At 64.9% G+C, this 14,969-nt stretch carries 13 protein-coding genes and 1 pseudogene; 5 read left to right on the top strand and 9 right to left on the bottom strand.

Annotation, left to right across the window (positions count from 1 at the left end):
- Window positions 1-163 precede the first annotated feature (163 nt).
- A complete protein-coding gene (locus tag ACVIIV_RS00160) occupies window positions 164-1,993 on the bottom strand; it encodes an aminopeptidase P family protein (protein ID WP_456742351.1) in 1,830 nt (609 codons plus the stop codon).
- Between the two features lie 186 nt (window positions 1,994-2,179).
- On the opposite strand from ACVIIV_RS00160, the gene ACVIIV_RS00155 reads away from it, so the two are divergent.
- Window positions 2,180-2,359, top strand: coding sequence for a hypothetical protein (locus tag ACVIIV_RS00155; RefSeq protein ID WP_456742350.1), 180 nt, complete (start codon window positions 2,180-2,182; stop codon window positions 2,357-2,359).
- A 117-nt stretch (window positions 2,360-2,476) separates the two neighbouring features.
- Here the strand turns inward: ACVIIV_RS00155 and ACVIIV_RS00150 are convergent, their stop codons facing one another.
- Window positions 2,477-3,364 carry a 50S ribosomal protein L11 methyltransferase gene (locus ACVIIV_RS00150; RefSeq protein ID WP_456742349.1) on the bottom strand — a complete coding sequence of 296 codons (888 nt, stop codon included), beginning with the start codon at window positions 3,362-3,364 and terminating at the stop codon, window positions 2,477-2,479.
- A 163-nt stretch (window positions 3,365-3,527) separates the two neighbouring features.
- Between ACVIIV_RS00150 and ACVIIV_RS00145 the strand changes: the two genes are divergently transcribed.
- Entirely contained in the window at window positions 3,528-3,683 is a 156-nt protein-coding gene (locus ACVIIV_RS00145; protein WP_155248464.1) for a Flp family type IVb pilin, read from the top strand.
- Between the two features lie 123 nt (window positions 3,684-3,806).
- Here ACVIIV_RS00145 and ACVIIV_RS00140 read toward each other — a convergent pair whose 3' ends face one another.
- Together ACVIIV_RS00140 and ACVIIV_RS00135 are read right to left on the bottom strand one after the other, a co-directional pair.
- Complete coding sequence (locus ACVIIV_RS00140) at window positions 3,807-3,992, bottom strand: hypothetical protein (protein WP_456742348.1); 186 nt, start codon at window positions 3,990-3,992, stop codon at window positions 3,807-3,809.
- A gap of 173 nt (window positions 3,993-4,165) precedes the next feature.
- Window positions 4,166-5,777 (bottom strand): annotated as a pseudogene (locus tag ACVIIV_RS00135) (phytoene desaturase family protein).
- 228 nt (window positions 5,778-6,005) lie between these two features.
- Here ACVIIV_RS00135 and ACVIIV_RS00130 point away from each other — a divergent pair.
- Window positions 6,006-8,285 carry a fused MFS/spermidine synthase gene (locus tag ACVIIV_RS00130; RefSeq protein ID WP_456742347.1) on the top strand — a complete coding sequence of 760 codons (2,280 nt, stop codon included), beginning with the start codon at window positions 6,006-6,008 and terminating at the stop codon, window positions 8,283-8,285.
- 165 nt (window positions 8,286-8,450) lie between these two features.
- Here ACVIIV_RS00130 and ACVIIV_RS00125 read toward each other — a convergent pair whose 3' ends face one another.
- Entirely contained in the window at window positions 8,451-9,446 is a 996-nt protein-coding gene (locus ACVIIV_RS00125; RefSeq protein WP_456742346.1) for a glycerophosphodiester phosphodiesterase, read from the bottom strand.
- 38 nt (window positions 9,447-9,484) lie between these two features.
- Window positions 9,485-10,282 (bottom strand): L,D-transpeptidase, encoded by a 798-nt coding sequence (locus ACVIIV_RS00120; protein ID WP_456742345.1) that lies wholly within the window; start codon window positions 10,280-10,282, stop codon window positions 9,485-9,487.
- A 304-nt stretch (window positions 10,283-10,586) separates the two neighbouring features.
- Here ACVIIV_RS00120 and ACVIIV_RS00115 point away from each other — a divergent pair, with 304 nt between their 5' ends.
- Complete coding sequence (locus ACVIIV_RS00115; protein WP_456742344.1) at window positions 10,587-10,910, top strand: hypothetical protein; 324 nt, start codon at window positions 10,587-10,589, stop codon at window positions 10,908-10,910.
- 132 nt (window positions 10,911-11,042) lie between these two features.
- Here the strand turns inward: ACVIIV_RS00115 and ACVIIV_RS00110 are convergent, their stop codons facing one another.
- The gene (locus ACVIIV_RS00110; protein ID WP_456742343.1) at window positions 11,043-11,804 is read right to left on the bottom strand and encodes an ABC transporter permease; all 762 of its coding nucleotides are present in this window, start codon (window positions 11,802-11,804) and stop codon (window positions 11,043-11,045) included.
- Window positions 11,801-12,724 carry an ABC transporter ATP-binding protein gene (locus tag ACVIIV_RS00105; RefSeq protein ID WP_456742342.1) on the bottom strand — a complete coding sequence of 308 codons (924 nt, stop codon included), beginning with the start codon at window positions 12,722-12,724 and terminating at the stop codon, window positions 11,801-11,803. The genes ACVIIV_RS00110 and ACVIIV_RS00105 overlap by 4 nt, the downstream gene beginning before the upstream one ends.
- A gap of 287 nt (window positions 12,725-13,011) precedes the next feature.
- On the opposite strand from ACVIIV_RS00105, the gene ACVIIV_RS00100 reads away from it, so the two are divergent.
- Entirely contained in the window at window positions 13,012-13,731 is a 720-nt protein-coding gene (locus ACVIIV_RS00100) for a hypothetical protein (RefSeq protein WP_456742341.1), read from the top strand.
- 57 nt (window positions 13,732-13,788) lie between these two features.
- Here ACVIIV_RS00100 and ACVIIV_RS00095 read toward each other — a convergent pair whose 3' ends face one another.
- On the bottom strand, window positions 13,789-14,967 hold the full coding sequence (locus ACVIIV_RS00095; RefSeq protein WP_456742340.1) for a cytochrome P450: 1,179 nt from the start codon (window positions 14,965-14,967) through the stop codon (window positions 13,789-13,791).
- Between the last annotated feature and the right edge of the window lie 2 nt (window positions 14,968-14,969).

Below are 14,969 nucleotides of genomic sequence, written 5' to 3'. Positions count from 1 at the left end.
CAAGGCGCAGGGCCTGTAGGGTGGGCAAAGACGCGCTCTTTGCGGCGGCGTGCCCACCGTTGCTGCCGTCACGCGGAGATGGATGGTGGGCACGCATCCGCCTCCGCTCTTCGAGCGGCAGCGGATGCTTTGCCCACCCTACGCGGGCGGTCTTATGACGGATTTAGAGCTTCAAGTCCGCGGTCGCCTGATCGAGCCAGGCCTTCGTCGCCTCGTCCAGCGCCGGCCGCACCTCGGCCTTCACGCGCGCATGATACGCGTTCAGCCAGTCGAGCTCATCGCGGCTCAGCATCGCCACATCGATCAGGTGCCGGTCGATCGGCGCCAAGGTCAGCGTCTCGAACGCGTTCATCGGCTTTTCGGCGCCCTTGATGTCGGCCGCGACCACCAGTTCGAGATTCTCGATGCGGATGCCGAAGCGGTCGGTCTTGTAGTAGCCGGGCTCGTTGGAGAGGATCATGCCGCGCTTCAGCGGCGTGGTGCCGAGCTTCGAGATTCGCGCCGGTCCTTCGTGCACCGAGAGATAGCTGCCGACGCCGTGGCCGGTGCCGTGCTCGAAATCAAGGCCGACGGACCAGAGATATTGCCGCGCCAGCGTATCGAGTTGCGCGCCCGTGGTGCCGTCCGGAAAGATGGCGCGCGCAATCGCGATATGGCCGCGCAGCACGCGGGTGAAGCGGTCGCGCATCTCGTCCGTGGGCTCACCGACCGCCATGGTGCGCGTGACGTCGGTGGTGCCGTCCTCATATTGCGCGCCGGAATCGATCAGCAGGAGATCGCCAGGCGCGATCCGCCGGTTGCTCTTGCGGGTGACGCGGTAGTGCACGATGGCGCCGTTCGGACCGGTGCCGGAGATGGTCGGAAACGACACGTCCCTGAGTGCGCCGGTGTCGCGGCGGAAAGTCTCCAGCGCCTCGACTGCGTCGATCTCGGTGAGCTTGCCGCTTGGCGCCTCGCGATCGATCCATGCGAGGAAGCGCGCCAGCGCCACGGCATCGCGCACATGGGCGGTTTTGGTGCCCTTGATCTCGGTTGCGTTCTTGACCGCTTTGAGCAGTGCAACCGGATCGCTGCCGCGCACCGGCTTGCCGCCGGCGCCTGCGATCAGCCGGCTGAGTGCGTCGGCCGCAGTGGCGTTGTCGAGCGTGATCGCCGCACCGCTCTTGGCGAGCGCCATCAGCGTCGGCGCCATGGCGTCCGGTTCGCGCACGTCGGCCGACTGCTCGAGATGATCGCGTGTGAGGTTGGAGAGCTTGCGGTGGTCGATGAAGATGGTGGGACGGCCGTCCTTCGGCACCAGGGCGTAGGATAGTGGCAGCGGGGTATGGGCGACGTCGGCGCCGCGGATGTTGAAGGTCCAGGCCACCGCGTGGCTGTCCGACAGCACCAGCGCATCGGTGCCGAGCTTGGCGATCTCGCCCCTGATCTGCGTCAGCTTCTCGGCCTCGCCGACACCCGCATGCTGGAGGCTGTGCACGGCGACGGGGGCGAGCGGCGGCTGCGGCCGGTCCTGCCAGACTGCGTCGATCGGGTTGCTGTCGACGGCCACGAGCTCGGCGCCGGCCTTGGCGCAGGCGGCAGACAGGCGTTCGGCTGCCGAAAAAGTGTGCAGCCACGGGTCAAATCCGAGGCGATCGCCGGCCTTCAGATGCGCCGACACCCAGCTTTCCGGCGGCGGGTCGATCAGCGATTCCACCGCCCAGGCCTTGGCGTCGACCTGCTTGGCGGCTTGCAGCGTGTAGCGGCCGTCGACGAACACCGCGGCTTCCTGCGTCAGCACCACCGCCATCCCGGCCGAGCCCGTGAAGCCGGTCAGCCAGGCCAGCCGCTCTTCCGATGGCGGCACATATTCGTTCTGCTGCTGATCGGCGCGCGGAACGACTAAGCCGGTCAGCTTGCGCCGGGCAAGTTCTTCGCGAAGTGCGGCCAGCCGCGCCGTCAATGCGACGCCGGCCTCCGGCTCCTCGAATGTCTGGAAGTGTGCTTCGAACATGTGGATCACTCTAGGATCATGGGCATCGGTCCGCAATCTAGACGCATTTGCGTCGCATCTGGCATGGACTGTGCTTGAAATAGTTCCATTCGAGTTGAGTGGAGTAAAGGATGCGGCAGTTGCGCTTCGTCCGGATAACAGGGAAATTCGAGCAGGTGGTTCATCTCAACGGCGAGGGGACACACGATGCCAGCGTTCACGTTTGAGAAGATTTCGCCGCCGGTGCGTCGCGCCCCGGCTGCGGCGGCACCGAAGAAGCCGCGCGGCCTGATCAGCCAGATGATCGACCGTTTCGCCGAGCGCCGCGCGCGGCGCACCTTGCAGAACGATCGCGCGATACGCCGCGACGAGAAGCCGGCGGAGTAGCTGCATTGATGATGCCGTAGGGTGGGCAAAGGCGCGAAGCGCCGTGCCCACCGTCTGTCGGCTATGGCGGCGAAATGGTGGGCACGCTTTCGCTATGCCCACCCTACAGCACCTCGCTCACCCCACCTTCCGCAGCAACAGACTGCTCCACCCCTCGATCCGCAGATGCTTCAACGGCACCAGGCCGCGGGCGCGGTAGGCGGCGATCACGGCGGGAGCCTGGTGCGTCAGCAGGCCGGAGAGGATGACACGGGCGCCGGGCGCGAGGTGCCGCGTCATCGGGCTCGCCAACTGCCGCAGCGGATTGGCAAGGATGTTGGCGAGCACCAGGTCGAACGGGCCCGCGCGTGCAAAATCCGGCGCGGCAAAGCCGGTGGCGCGGATCACCCGCACATGGTTACCAGCTTCATTGAGCGAGGCGTTCTCAGCCGCCACCCGCACCGAGGGTGGATCGATGTCGGAGGCAAGCACTGCGCGGTGCAACGCCTTCGCGGCTGCGATCGCCAGCACGCCGGTCCCGGTCCCGAGGTCGAGCACGTTGCGCGGCCGGGAACTCTTCAGGACATGGTCAAGCAGCAGTAAACAGCCGCGCGTCGTGCCGTGGTGACCGGTGCCGAAGGCGAGCGCCGCCTCGATCTCGATGGCGAGCTTGTTCGGCGCCACACGGTCACGGTCATGGCTGCCGTGCACGACGAAGCGCCCGGCCGGGACCGGGATGAGATCTTCAAGGCTGGCCTTGACCCAGTCCTTGGCCTCGATGGTGTCGAAGGCGAGCGTTGCGGCGATCCCATTTCCTGCCGAAGTTGCAACGAGTTCGCGCAGCCATGCCTGATCAGGCGCCTCGACGAAATGGAGCGTGACGTCCCATTGTCCGTCCGGACGCTCGAACGCGGCGACCGCCGCATCGCCCTCGAAAAACACCTCGGTGAGCAGGTCGACGACACGCCTGGCGTCGGCCTCGCTGCCGATCGAAAAGCTGGCGCGATGGGTGGGGGAAGGCTCCATTCAGGGTTCCGTTGAGTTCAATTTTGGGAACTTTTGGTGCCAATTATCCGGATAATTTGCGGTTCCCTGGTTAATGCGCCTGTAGCTTGTCTCCCGTACATTTTCGGATGTTGAAGCAAGTCAATACAGCTTGGAATTGAAACGGAGGCGAGTCTTGAAGCGCATGGTTCAGAAGTTCTGGTCGGACGAGTCCGGTGCAACTGCGATCGAGTACGGTCTGATTGCTGCGGGCATCGCCCTGGCGATCATCACCGTGGTGAACAGCCTGGGCACCACCATGAACGAGAAGTTCACTTCGATTAGCACCTCCTTGAAGTAATTTCCGCCTGCATTTCCCAGCGGGGGCCATTTTTCTTCACCGGCTATTCCTGATCACCGCCCGCTAGGGATTACCCTGGCGGGCGGGGTCGTTTTGGGGCTCGCAGGAATGCCCGGCAATGCCTCAGTTCGAATTTGGCGGCCTAAAGCCAGAGACTAGCTGGATATGAATGTCTTGGGCGACTATTTGGCGCGCCCACCCAGCCTGATCTTCCGCTATCAGTTTCGCGACCAGCAGCTCATCTACGATCGAAGCGGCAATTTGCTCGCTCCAGCGGATATCTGCTGCGTTTCTCTTCTCGTCGGTCATGCGAGCACTACTCGACATCCACAGCCCCTCCGCTCTTCATTCGGAGGCCATCCACTGTCTTATACCTTACTTATCCCGCGTCTTTTCCACAGCCTGATCCGGGCTTGTACTGAGAAGCCGTCCCGGTTTCGCCACAGACTATTCGACAGACTGTCCACAGCCCATCCACAGACCTATCCACGGCTTCCGAACAGCGACCGGTGATCCCGCAGGATCACCTGCGCCGCGTTGTGGCCGGGGGCCCCGGTGACGCCGCCGCCGGGATGGGCGCCGGAGCCGCAATGGTAGAGGCCCCTCAGCGGCCCGCGATAATCGGCGTGGCCCAGCATCGGCCGCGCCGAGAACAGCTGGTTCAGCGTCAGCGCGCCGTGGAAGATGTCGCCTCCGAGCAGACCGAACTGCCGTTCGAGATCGAGCGGGGACAGGATCTGACGGCCGAGCACGCTCGCCGCAAAACCCGGGGCATATTTGTCGACGGTCGCGATCATGAGATCGGCAACCTCTTCGCGATGATCGTCCCAGGACTTTCCATCGGGAAGCCTTGGTGCGACATGCTGGCAGAACAGGCTCGCGACATGCTTGCCGGCGGGGGCCAGCGTGTCGTCGAGCGTCGAGGGGATCAGCATCTCCACCACTGGCTCTCGGCTCCAGCCCTGCGCCCGCGCATCGAGATAGGCGCGGTCCATATAGTCGAGGCTCGGCGCCAGGATGATGCCGGAGCTGAGGTGATCGCCATCGCCCGGCAGCGCCGTGAAGGAGGGCAGGCGGTCCAGTGCCACGTTCATGCGGAAAGTGCCGGAGCCGTTCTTCCAGTGCCGGATGCGGGCGAGGAAGTCCGCAGGCAGAGCGTCCGCCGCGATCAGCCGCGTGTAGAGCAGCTTTGGATTGACATTGGCCGCGACATACTTTGCGCGGATGACAGAGCCGTTCTCTAGCACGACGCCGACGGCGCGCCCGCGCTCGACGATGATCTCACGGACGCCGGCATCCGTCTCGATCACGACGCCACGGTCGCGTGCCGCGCGTGCCATCGCCTGCGTAATCGCGCCCATGCCGCCGATGGCGTGGCCCCAGACGCCCTTCTTGCCGTTCACCTCGCCGAAGGCGTGATGCAGCATCACATAAGCCGAGCCGGCGGCGTAGGGGCTGGCATAGTTGCCGACGATGGCGTCGAAGCCGAACAGCGCCTTCACCAGATCATGTTCGAAACGTTCGTCCAGCATTTCGCCCGGCCGAACGGGTGAAGAGATCGAGCAGGCTGCGGCTCTGTTCCAGCGTGAGGCCGCGCAGGATATTGGCGCTCTGGAGCGCGTTCACGGCTTCGCGGATCGCGTTCGTGCCAAATCCGTCGAGCAGGTTCGGGGGCGCGCGCAGCACGAACTGCCTGAGCACGTCGGCGATGTCCTCCAGCTCGCGCGCAAAGCCGTCGAGGGCCTCCGCATCATGCGCGCTGAGCCGCGCGACCGACGCTTTCGTCCGCCCCTCGCCGGTGAGGAGATAGCTGGCATCTAGTGCGGGTAGAAAATTCTGCGCGCGCCGCTCGACGATGCGCAGGCCCTGCTCGGCGAGCTTGAGATCACGGATCACCTGCGGATTGAGCAGGCTCACGGTGTAGGCCGCGACCGAATTGCGGAAACCGGGGTGAAACTCCTCCGTCACCGCGGCGCCGCCGACCACCTTGCGCCGCTCGACCACGCGCACCCGCAGGCCCGCCATCGCGAGATAGGCCGCGCAGGTGAGGCCGTTATGGCCAGCGCCGATGATGACGACGTCGGTTTCGCTCATGATTCCCTTGGCGTCATTCCGGGGCTCGCGAAGCGAGAACTATGGTGCGGGCTCCGCACCGGAGAATCTCGGGGTTCCGGGTTCGATGCTTTGCATCGCGCCGGAACGACCCTCCTTATATCAAGCATTCCTCGCCGCAACATCACGCCACACTTTATTGCCCGTTCCGGCGCCTTGTGCTCCATTGCGCGCGGTCCGGCGCCAGCCGGGGTTTGAGCCGGAGCTTCCATGGATTCGATCGTGCAACCCGCCGCGACGGAGCAGCCTTCGTCGTCGCGCAACCGGCTGGTGCTGACGGTCTACACCGCCGCGATCTTCGTCAGTGCGCTGCTGCTGTTCTCGGTGCAGCCGCTGTTCACGAAGATGGTGCTGCCGCGGCTCGGCGGCTCGCCCGCGGTGTGGTCGGTGGCCATGGTGTTCTTCCAGTCGCTGCTGCTGGCCGGCTATGCCTACGCGCATCTGCTGATGCAGGCGAGGAACCGGATCGTTCCGGTCGCGGTGCATCTGGTGCTGCTGATCGCGGCCTTCGCCACGCTGCCGCTCGCAATCGCCTCCGCCTATGGCGAGCCGCCTGCTTCGGGCTATGCATTCTGGCTGCTTGGCCTGTTTATGATCTCGATTGGATTGCCGTTCTTCGCGCTCGCCGCCAACAATCCGCTGCTGCAGGCCTGGTTCGTCCGCACCGGCCATCCCGCCGCCCACGATCCCTATTTTCTCTATGCCTCCTCCAACATCGGCAGCTTCCTCGCGCTGCTGTCCTATCCGTTCCTGCTCGAGCCGGTGTTCACGCTGCAGATGCAGAACCGGTTTTGGACCGGCGGCTATGGCCTGCTGATCCTTCTCATCGGCGCCTGCGGCATGTTGTTGCTGCGTTCGCCGAGGCTGGCGGTGGCCGATGTGCGGACCGAGGACATGAATGCGCCGGCGCCCGGCCCGCTGACGCGGTTGCGCTGGATCTTCCTCGCCGCGGTGCCGTCGGGCCTGCTCATCGCCGTCACCGCGCACATCTCGACCGACGTCGCGGCGGCGCCGCTGCTGTGGGTGCTGCCGCTGTCGCTGTATCTGCTGACCTGGGTCGTGGTGTTCCAGTCACGGCCGCTGCTGCCGCACAAATGGATGCTGATGCTCCAGCCGGTTGCGATCGCGGGCGTGGTCTTCCTGCTCGCATTCGGCGGCGAGCAGAATTTGCTGCTCACGCTCGGCGGCCATCAGCTGTGCTTCTTCATCATCGCCATGGCCTGCCACGGCGAACTGGCGCGGACGCGGCCGGCGGCCAGATATCTCACCGGGTTTTATGTCGCGCTATCGTTCGGCGGCATGGTCGGCGGCCTGTTCGCAGGGCTCGTTGCGCCCTTCACCTTCTCGTGGATCGCCGAATATCCGATCCTGATCGCGCTCGCCGCGCTGTGCCGTCCGTCTGCGAACGAACGCCTTGCCGGCATCGTGAAATGGTACTGGCTGGCGCTCGCCGCGCTCGCGGTGGCGCTCGTTGTGCCCTCCACCGCGACGGGCGACCTCTCGACCTGGTTCGTGGATCATCGCGTCTGGGTCGCCGGCAGCGTCGGCGTGCTCGCCGCGCTGCTCGCGCTGATCCTCAATGCCGGACGCTGGAAGATCTTCGCCACCGTCGCGCTCGCGCTGGCCTTGATCCGCGTTTATCCCGCAGACGAGGGCCGCGTCACGACGGTGCGCAGCTTCTTCGGCGTGCACAAGATCGTGGTGACGCCGGGCGGCTATTTCCACGTGCTGATGCACGGCACCACCATCCACGGCGCCGAGCGCTTCCGCGACAATGATGGGACGCCTGTCGCAGGCCGGCCCGAGCCGATCACCTACTATCACAAGGACGGTGGTATCGGTCAGGCCGTCAGCGCGATCCGCGAGCGCAAGGGCGCGCCGCTCAAGGTCGCCGCGATCGGCGTCGGCTCCGGCACGCTCGCCTGCGCCGCCGAGCCAGGGGAGAGCTGGACCTTCTTCGAGATCGACCAATCCATGGTCGACGCGGCGCGTGACCCCAGGAATTTCCGCTACATCTCCAGTTGCATGCCGGACATGAAGCCCGTCATCGGCGATGCACGCCTCACCTTCGCCAAGGAGCCCGATGGCGCCTATGATCTCGTCATCGTGGATGCCTATTCGTCCGATGCGATCCCGATCCATCTTGCGACCGAAGAGGCGATGAAGATCTACAAGGACAAGCTCGCACCGCACGGCGCCGTGGTGATGCACGTCTCCAATCGGCATCTCGATCTCGAGACCGTCGTGGTCGGCATTGCCGACGCCAACGATCTCAAGAGCTGGGTCTTCAACGAGGATTCAGGCCGCGATTCCGACTACATCTTCTCGACCGACGTCGTCATCTCCGCGCGGGAGGAGGCCGACATCGGCAGGCTCGCGTCCTCCAAGCAATGGGAACAGACCGAAGCCGATGACAGGGCGCGGGTCTGGACGGACGATTATTCCAACATCTTGGGCGCGCTGTATCGGCGATTGAAAGATGGGGAGTAGGGGCGACGCGATGTCTCGTGCCCCGGACGCTGCGCAGCACCATAAGCGCGTTCACGCGCGTCTTCGACGCGCTATGGTGATGCGCTGCAGAGCCGGGGCCCACAATTCTGGATCCCGGCTCTGCGTCGCGTCATTTCATGCCGCGCCGCGTCCGGGACACGGAACCTAAGGCGCCACCGGCGTCCCCGCCGGCAACGCGATCGCCTTCTCGCCGGCGATCTGCCGCAACAGGTCCGGCCTGTCCGAGATGATCCCGTCGACGCCGAGCTCGATCATGCGCGCCATGTCGTCTCGCTTGTTGACCGTCCAGACCACGACGCGCAGCCCGAGCGCGTGAGCCTCCGAGACGAGCGCCGCGGTGACGTCGCCGAAATGAGGCGACCAGATCGCGCCGCCCGCGGCCTTGATCGTCCGCGGCAGCGAGCCGCCGTGATCGGCCGGGCTGAAGCCGGCCGTCCAGCTCGTTGCCTTGTCGAGCGCCACCGTCGGAGCCGAGCCGCGCTGGAGCGTCAGGTATACGGTCGGGATGTTGGGCGCCTGCTGCTGCACGAGAAGCAGGGTTCGCCAGTCGAACGACTGGACCATGACGCGGTCGGAGAATCCTTCGGTCTCGATCACTCCGAGCAGCTTCACGACGAAGGCCTGCGGATCTGGCGCTTCATCCGGATGGTTCGGGTCGATCTTGGTCTCGATGTTGAAATGCACCTGCGTGTTGCCGGACTTGCGCACCAGCGCGAACAGCTCCTTCAAGGTGGGAATGCGCGTCCCCGGCACCGAACGCTGGTCGGGGAATTGCTTTGCGTAGGCACTGTCCGGCCGGATCTGGCCGACGTCATAGGTCCTGACCTCGTCGAGCCGCAGTTTGACGAAAGGCGTGCCGGGCGGAGTGATGTAGACCCCATCGGGCCTGCGTGCGAGATCGGGATTGAGCCCGCGCTCATGCGATAAGATCACTTCGCCTTCGGCGGTGACGCCGACGTCGAGCTCCAGCGTGTCGACGCCCATCGACAGCGAATTGGCGAAGGCGGGCAGGGTGTTTTCCGGCAACAGCGCCCGCCCGCCGCGATGCGCCTCGAGGTCAAAGGCCACATCAGATCCCATGGCCCGTCCCGCGATCAGAACCCAGAGCACAGTCAGAATGGTCGTGGCACGTGACGGCATGGTGCCTCGGCCGGCGAGGGCGGTTGAGGGCGATCGCGTCAGTTCTGATAGTAATAGTCGCGCGGCTGATAAACTTGGCGGGGCTGCGGCTGATAATAATAGCCCTGCTGGCCGTAGCCCTGATTGTAATATGGCTGCGGCTGCTGCTGATAGACCTGTGCGTCATAAAGCGGGCGGCCGGCCGAACGCGGTGCCGGATAGCGTGCGCCGGTGTCGCTGCCGTCGGCCGGATAGATGTAGTTGTCGTCCTGCGGCATGTAGCGGCGCGCGGGCTGCGCCGGCGGCGTCAAGTTCACGGGATCGCCCGTGGTGGCGTACTGCTCCTCGGCCGGCTGCTGCGGAGCGCGGGCCACCGCAGTGGTGTTGCGGCCGCGCGGATTGCGCGCCAGCGCCACCTGCGCCGAGCCGGTCAGCGTCACCGTGGTGTTGAGCACGCCCTGCTGCTGCACCAGTGCATAGAGCGTCGTGGCATTCTGACGCGACAACCGCACGCAGCCATGGGACGCCGGCGAGCCGAGCCGGCCAACGGAGTCCGTGCCGTGGATGGCGTGCCCGACCTTGGTGAAGAAGATCGCGTGCGGCATCGGCGCGTCGTCGAATTCCTTGGAGTAGTGATCCTCTTCCATGCGGAAGGCGCGGAACGCGCCGTTCGGCGTCTCGCGCGAGGGGATGCCTGTTGACACCGGCCAGTGATAGCGCGCGACACCGTCGACGGCGACGGTCATCTGCTGATTGTCCTTGTCGACGGTGATCTCGACCTTGGCCTGCGCGGTACCCGCGCTCAAGAGCAGCAATGAGGTGAAAGCAATGAAAAACGAACGCATCTGGAAACGCATTTGAATCTTGGCCTCCGGCCTGTTCACGCTAGGCGCCGCGGCTCTCCGTCCCCGGCGTGCAATATGCCTGCAATCCGGCTTTCGTTCCAGCGAGCTGCCCGCCCATCGTTAACGTGATGTCCGACGTAAGCAAGGCCGCTTTGTGCCGCGCCGCCAGCTGCGATGCTGACTTTTTCGCGAGCGGACATGCGTTCACATCGCCGACAATTCGTCACAAAGGCGCAACCATTCGGCCGTTCGGTGCGTTGATGATGTCCTGCCGATCGGTGGCTTTCGCCGCCGCTTTTGCCCCTTGGGACTGAAGATGAACAAATCCCGTGTCAACGCCGCCGTCCTGCCGGCCGGCTTCCCCATCCGCCTGCTGTTCGCAGCCGCCGCCCTTCTCGCGCTGTTGTCCTTGCCGGAAGCCGGTCACGCGCAGGGCATCGTGCGCGGCGCCCAGGAAGGGTCCTATGAAGGTAACCGGATCGCCGGCCCCGTAGGAGGTGTCGTCGGTGGCGCGGTCGGCGCCGGTGTCGGCGGCGCTGTGGGTGCGGTGGAGGGCGTGTTCGGCATTCCCCACCGCCACTATCGCCACCGCTGCCGCGGGTATTACGACAGGTATCACCGCTTCCATTGCTATCGGTGAGTCTACCGCCGTCATTCCGGGGCGCCCGAAGGGCGAGCCCGGAATCCATTCATCCACCAAGTCTGCCGCACAATGGATTCTCAGATGCGCAATTGCGCATCATAGCTCTTCGTCGCGCCCCGGAATGACAGCTCAATTCTTCAGCCGATATCCCGTGCGGAAAATCCACCAGATCACGGCCAGGCAAATCATCAGGAATGCCAGCGTCATGCCGATGCTGACGGATACGCTGACGTCGGCGATCTCGTAGAAGCTCCAGCGGAAGCCCGAGATCAGATAGACGACCGGGTTGAGCAGCGCGACCGTGCGCCAGCCCGCCGGCAGCATGTCGATGGAATAGAAGCTGCCGCCGAGGAAAGTCAGCGGCGTCACCACCAGCATCGGGATCATCTGCAGCTTCTCGAAGCCGTCGGCCCAGATGCCGATGATGAAGCCGAACAGGCTGAAGGTCACCGCGGTCAGCACCAGAAACGCCAGCATCCAGACCGGATGATGGATGTGCAGCGGTACGAACAGGCCGGCTGTTGCGAGGATGATGAGGCCCAAGATGATCGACTTGGTCGCCGCGGCGCCGACATAGCCGAGCACGATCTCGAAATAGGAGATCGGCGCCGACAGGATCTCGTAGATCGTGCCGGTGAATTTCGGGAAGTAGATGCCGAACGAGGCGTTGGCGATGCTCTGCGTCAGCACCGAGAGCATGATCAGGCCGGGCACGATGAAGGTGCCGTAGCTGACACCCTCGACCTGGCTGATGCGCGAGCCGATCGCGGCACCGAACACCACGAAATAGAGCGAAGTGGAGACCACCGGCGAGACGATGCTTTGCAGCAGCGTGCGCCAGGTGCGCGCCATTTCGAACAGGTAGATGGCGCGGATGGCGCGATGATTCATGACGTCCTCACGAGGTCGACGAAGATGTCCTCGAGCGACGACTGCGTCGTGTCGAGATCGTTGAAGCGGATGCCGGCGGTGCGGAGATCGCCGAGCAGGCTGGTGATGCCGGTGCGCTCGCCCTTGGTGTCGTAATCGTAGACCAGGGTCGCGCCGCTATCGCAGAGCTCGAGCTCGTAATGAGCGAGGCTCTCCGGCAGCGAGGCGATCTTGCCCTGCAAATGCAGTGTCAGCCGCTTCTTGCCGAGCTTCTGCATCAAGGTCGCCTTGTCCTCGACCAGCACGATCTCGCCCTTGTTGATGACGCCGATGCGGTCGGCCATCTCCTCGGCTTCCTCGATGTAATGCGTGGTGAGGATGATGGTGACGCCGGACTGCTGCAAGCCGCGCACCACCTCCCACATGCCCTTGCGCAGCTCGACGTCGACGCCGGCGGTGGGCTCGTCCAGGAACAGGATCTGCGGCTCGTGCGACAGCGCCTTGGCGATCATCACGCGGCGCTTCATGCCGCCGGAGAGTGTGATGATCTTGTTGTCCTTCTTGTCCCACAGCGAGAGGTCCTTCAGCACCTTCTCGATATGATCGGGATTCTTCGGCTTGCCGAACAGGCCGCGGGAGAAGCTCACGGTCGCCCACACGCTCTCGAAGGCGTCGGTGTGCAATTCCTGCGGCACGAGGCCGATCAGCGAGCGCGCCTTGCGGTAGGAGGTCTGGATGTCCTCGCCGCCGACCAGAACCTTGCCTTCGCTCGGGTTGGCGATGCCGCAGATGATCGAGATCAGCGTGGTCTTGCCGGCACCGTTCGGGCCGAGCAGTGCGAAGATTTCGCCGCGCTTGATGTCAAGATTGACGTTCTTGAGCGCCTTGAAGCCGGACCCATAGGTCTTCGACAAATTGGCGACGGAGATGATGGAGGACATGATGGCCGCAAGGCTGGGGAGCAAAGGCTGGGGAGGGAGGCTGGAACCTGCCGGGAAGGGCGGGTCAGCGGAGCCCTGAGATAGGAATGCCCTTGCCCGGTCGCAATTGGCCGGAGAAAAATGGCCTCAAAACAGGCCGTTCTTTGGCAGGTTCCAGGCAAGTGTTGCGCAACCGCCACGGCTTGCTGCTAAGATTGTCGCTCACGCGGCTCTTTGTTGCGTGTGCGAGCGGGCCATGGCTACGATTCCGGCCATCGCGAAGCGTATCGTCTCCAGGGAAAAGATCGATGAGACCGAACGGCCGTCACACCGCCGGCGCCAGCCAGTTGTCCGCCCTCCGTATGTGGGCGGTGGGCCTACTCCTGCTGTCAGCTGTTGCCATCAGCCCGACCACCGCCACAGCCGCGCCGAGCCAGGCCGCGGCGGCGACCACGCATGTCTACCTGCTCCGCGGCGTGCTCAACATCTTCTCGCTCGGACTCGACACGATCGGCGCCCGACTCCAGGCGCAGGGCATCCCAGTGACCGTCGCCAACTTCGTCTCCTGGTCCTCGCTCGCCGATGAAGCGGCGACCGCCTACAAGGCCGGCCGGCTCAAGACCATCGTCCTGGTCGGCCATTCCTCCGGCGCGACCGCGCTGCCGGACATGATCGCCAAGCTCAATCAGCTCGGCGTGCCCGTGAAGCTCGCGATCGGCCTCGACTCCGTGTTCAAGACCAAGCTCTCGACCGGCGCGGAGCGCTACATCAACATCTATATCGGCGACGGCCCCGGCGAGCCGGTGCGGGCTGCGTCGGGTTTCCGTGGCAAGCTCGACAATGTCGACGTGCGCGGCACCGGCGTCGGCCACATCTCGATCGACAAGAACGAGGCGATCCAGCGCCGCGTCATCGCCGAGATCAACGCCGCGATCATGCGCACGCGCGCACCGGCTGCTCCCGTTGCCGAACCCGGCGCACCGCGGCCCGCGCGCGCTGCGGCGGCCGCGGCTCCGGCGAGGAACTGAGCACGTCGTCGATCGGAAGCGCGGACGACCGACGACCGAGCTCAATCTCATCGCGCTTTAGGCGGCGGTCACCCGCACCGGCATGCTCGCTAGGCCGCGCAGCGAATTGTTGAGCCTGCGTTTCGGCTCAGCCGTGAGCTCGATGGTCTTCACGCGCCTTGCGAGCTCGCCGAAGACCAATTCGCCTTCCAGGCGCGCGATCATCTGACCGACGCAGGCATGGATGCCTGCGCCGAAGCCGACATGCCCGGTCGCAACCCGCTCCACGTCGAACCGGTCCGGCTTGTCCCAACGCGCGGGATCGCGGTTCGCGGAGGCCATGAACAGCAGCACCTTGCGATGCGCCGGGATCACGCCACCGCCGATCTCGACATCGCGTGAGGTGGTGCGAAAGAACGTCTGCACCGGTGAATCGTAACGCAGGCCTTCCTCGAACGCGTTGCGCGCCAGCTCCGGCTTGTGATGCAGCTTGCGGTATTCATCCGGATGCGTGGCGAGCGCGAGCAGGGTGTTGCCGATGCCGTTGACGGTGGTGTCGATCCCGGCGGTCAGGAACGGCCGGACGAGATGCGTTGCCTCGTGCTCGGTGATCTCGCCCTCATCGGCCGCCTGGTAGATCATCATGCCGAGGCTGTCGGGCCGTAGCGCATCTCGCGCACAGCATTCCATGATCCAGCTCTGCGCGGCGAGACCCGCCTTGCGCGATGCCGCCAGCATCTCGTTGTCCGGGCCGAAGCTGTCGAACACGAACGTGCTCCAGGCGAGCAGCTTCTCGCGGCCGTCCGGCCGGATGCCGATCGCATCCGGAAACACCTTCATCGGATAGGCTTCCGCAAGATCGCTCACGGCATCGAACGTGCCCTTGTCGATCAGCTCCGCGACCTTCTTCTCCGCTTCGCGCTGAAACGTCTCGCGCAGCTTCCTTGCGACGCCCGGAGACAGCGTGCGGCCGAGCACGCGGCGGCCCTTGTCATGGTCGGGCGGATCGATCTGCAGTGTCAGCGGCTTTGGCAGCGCCGGGTTCATGCCGTGGAGGCCGACGCCTTCGCCGCTGATGAAGGTTTTCCAGTCTTTCAGGGCCGGCTCCACCTCGGCATAGCCGGCCATCGCCCACACGCCGTAACGCTCCAATGCGAATGCGGGCCCGAGCGCGCGTAGCGCCGCATAGGCAGGGTAGGGGTCGATCAGGAAGTCGGGCGCGAACGGGTCGACCGGGCTGGATGCAATGCCGCTCATGG

The organism is Bradyrhizobium sp. USDA 4354, from assembly GCF_054060315.1.
This window is presented reverse-complemented; position numbering and strand designations above follow the sequence as displayed.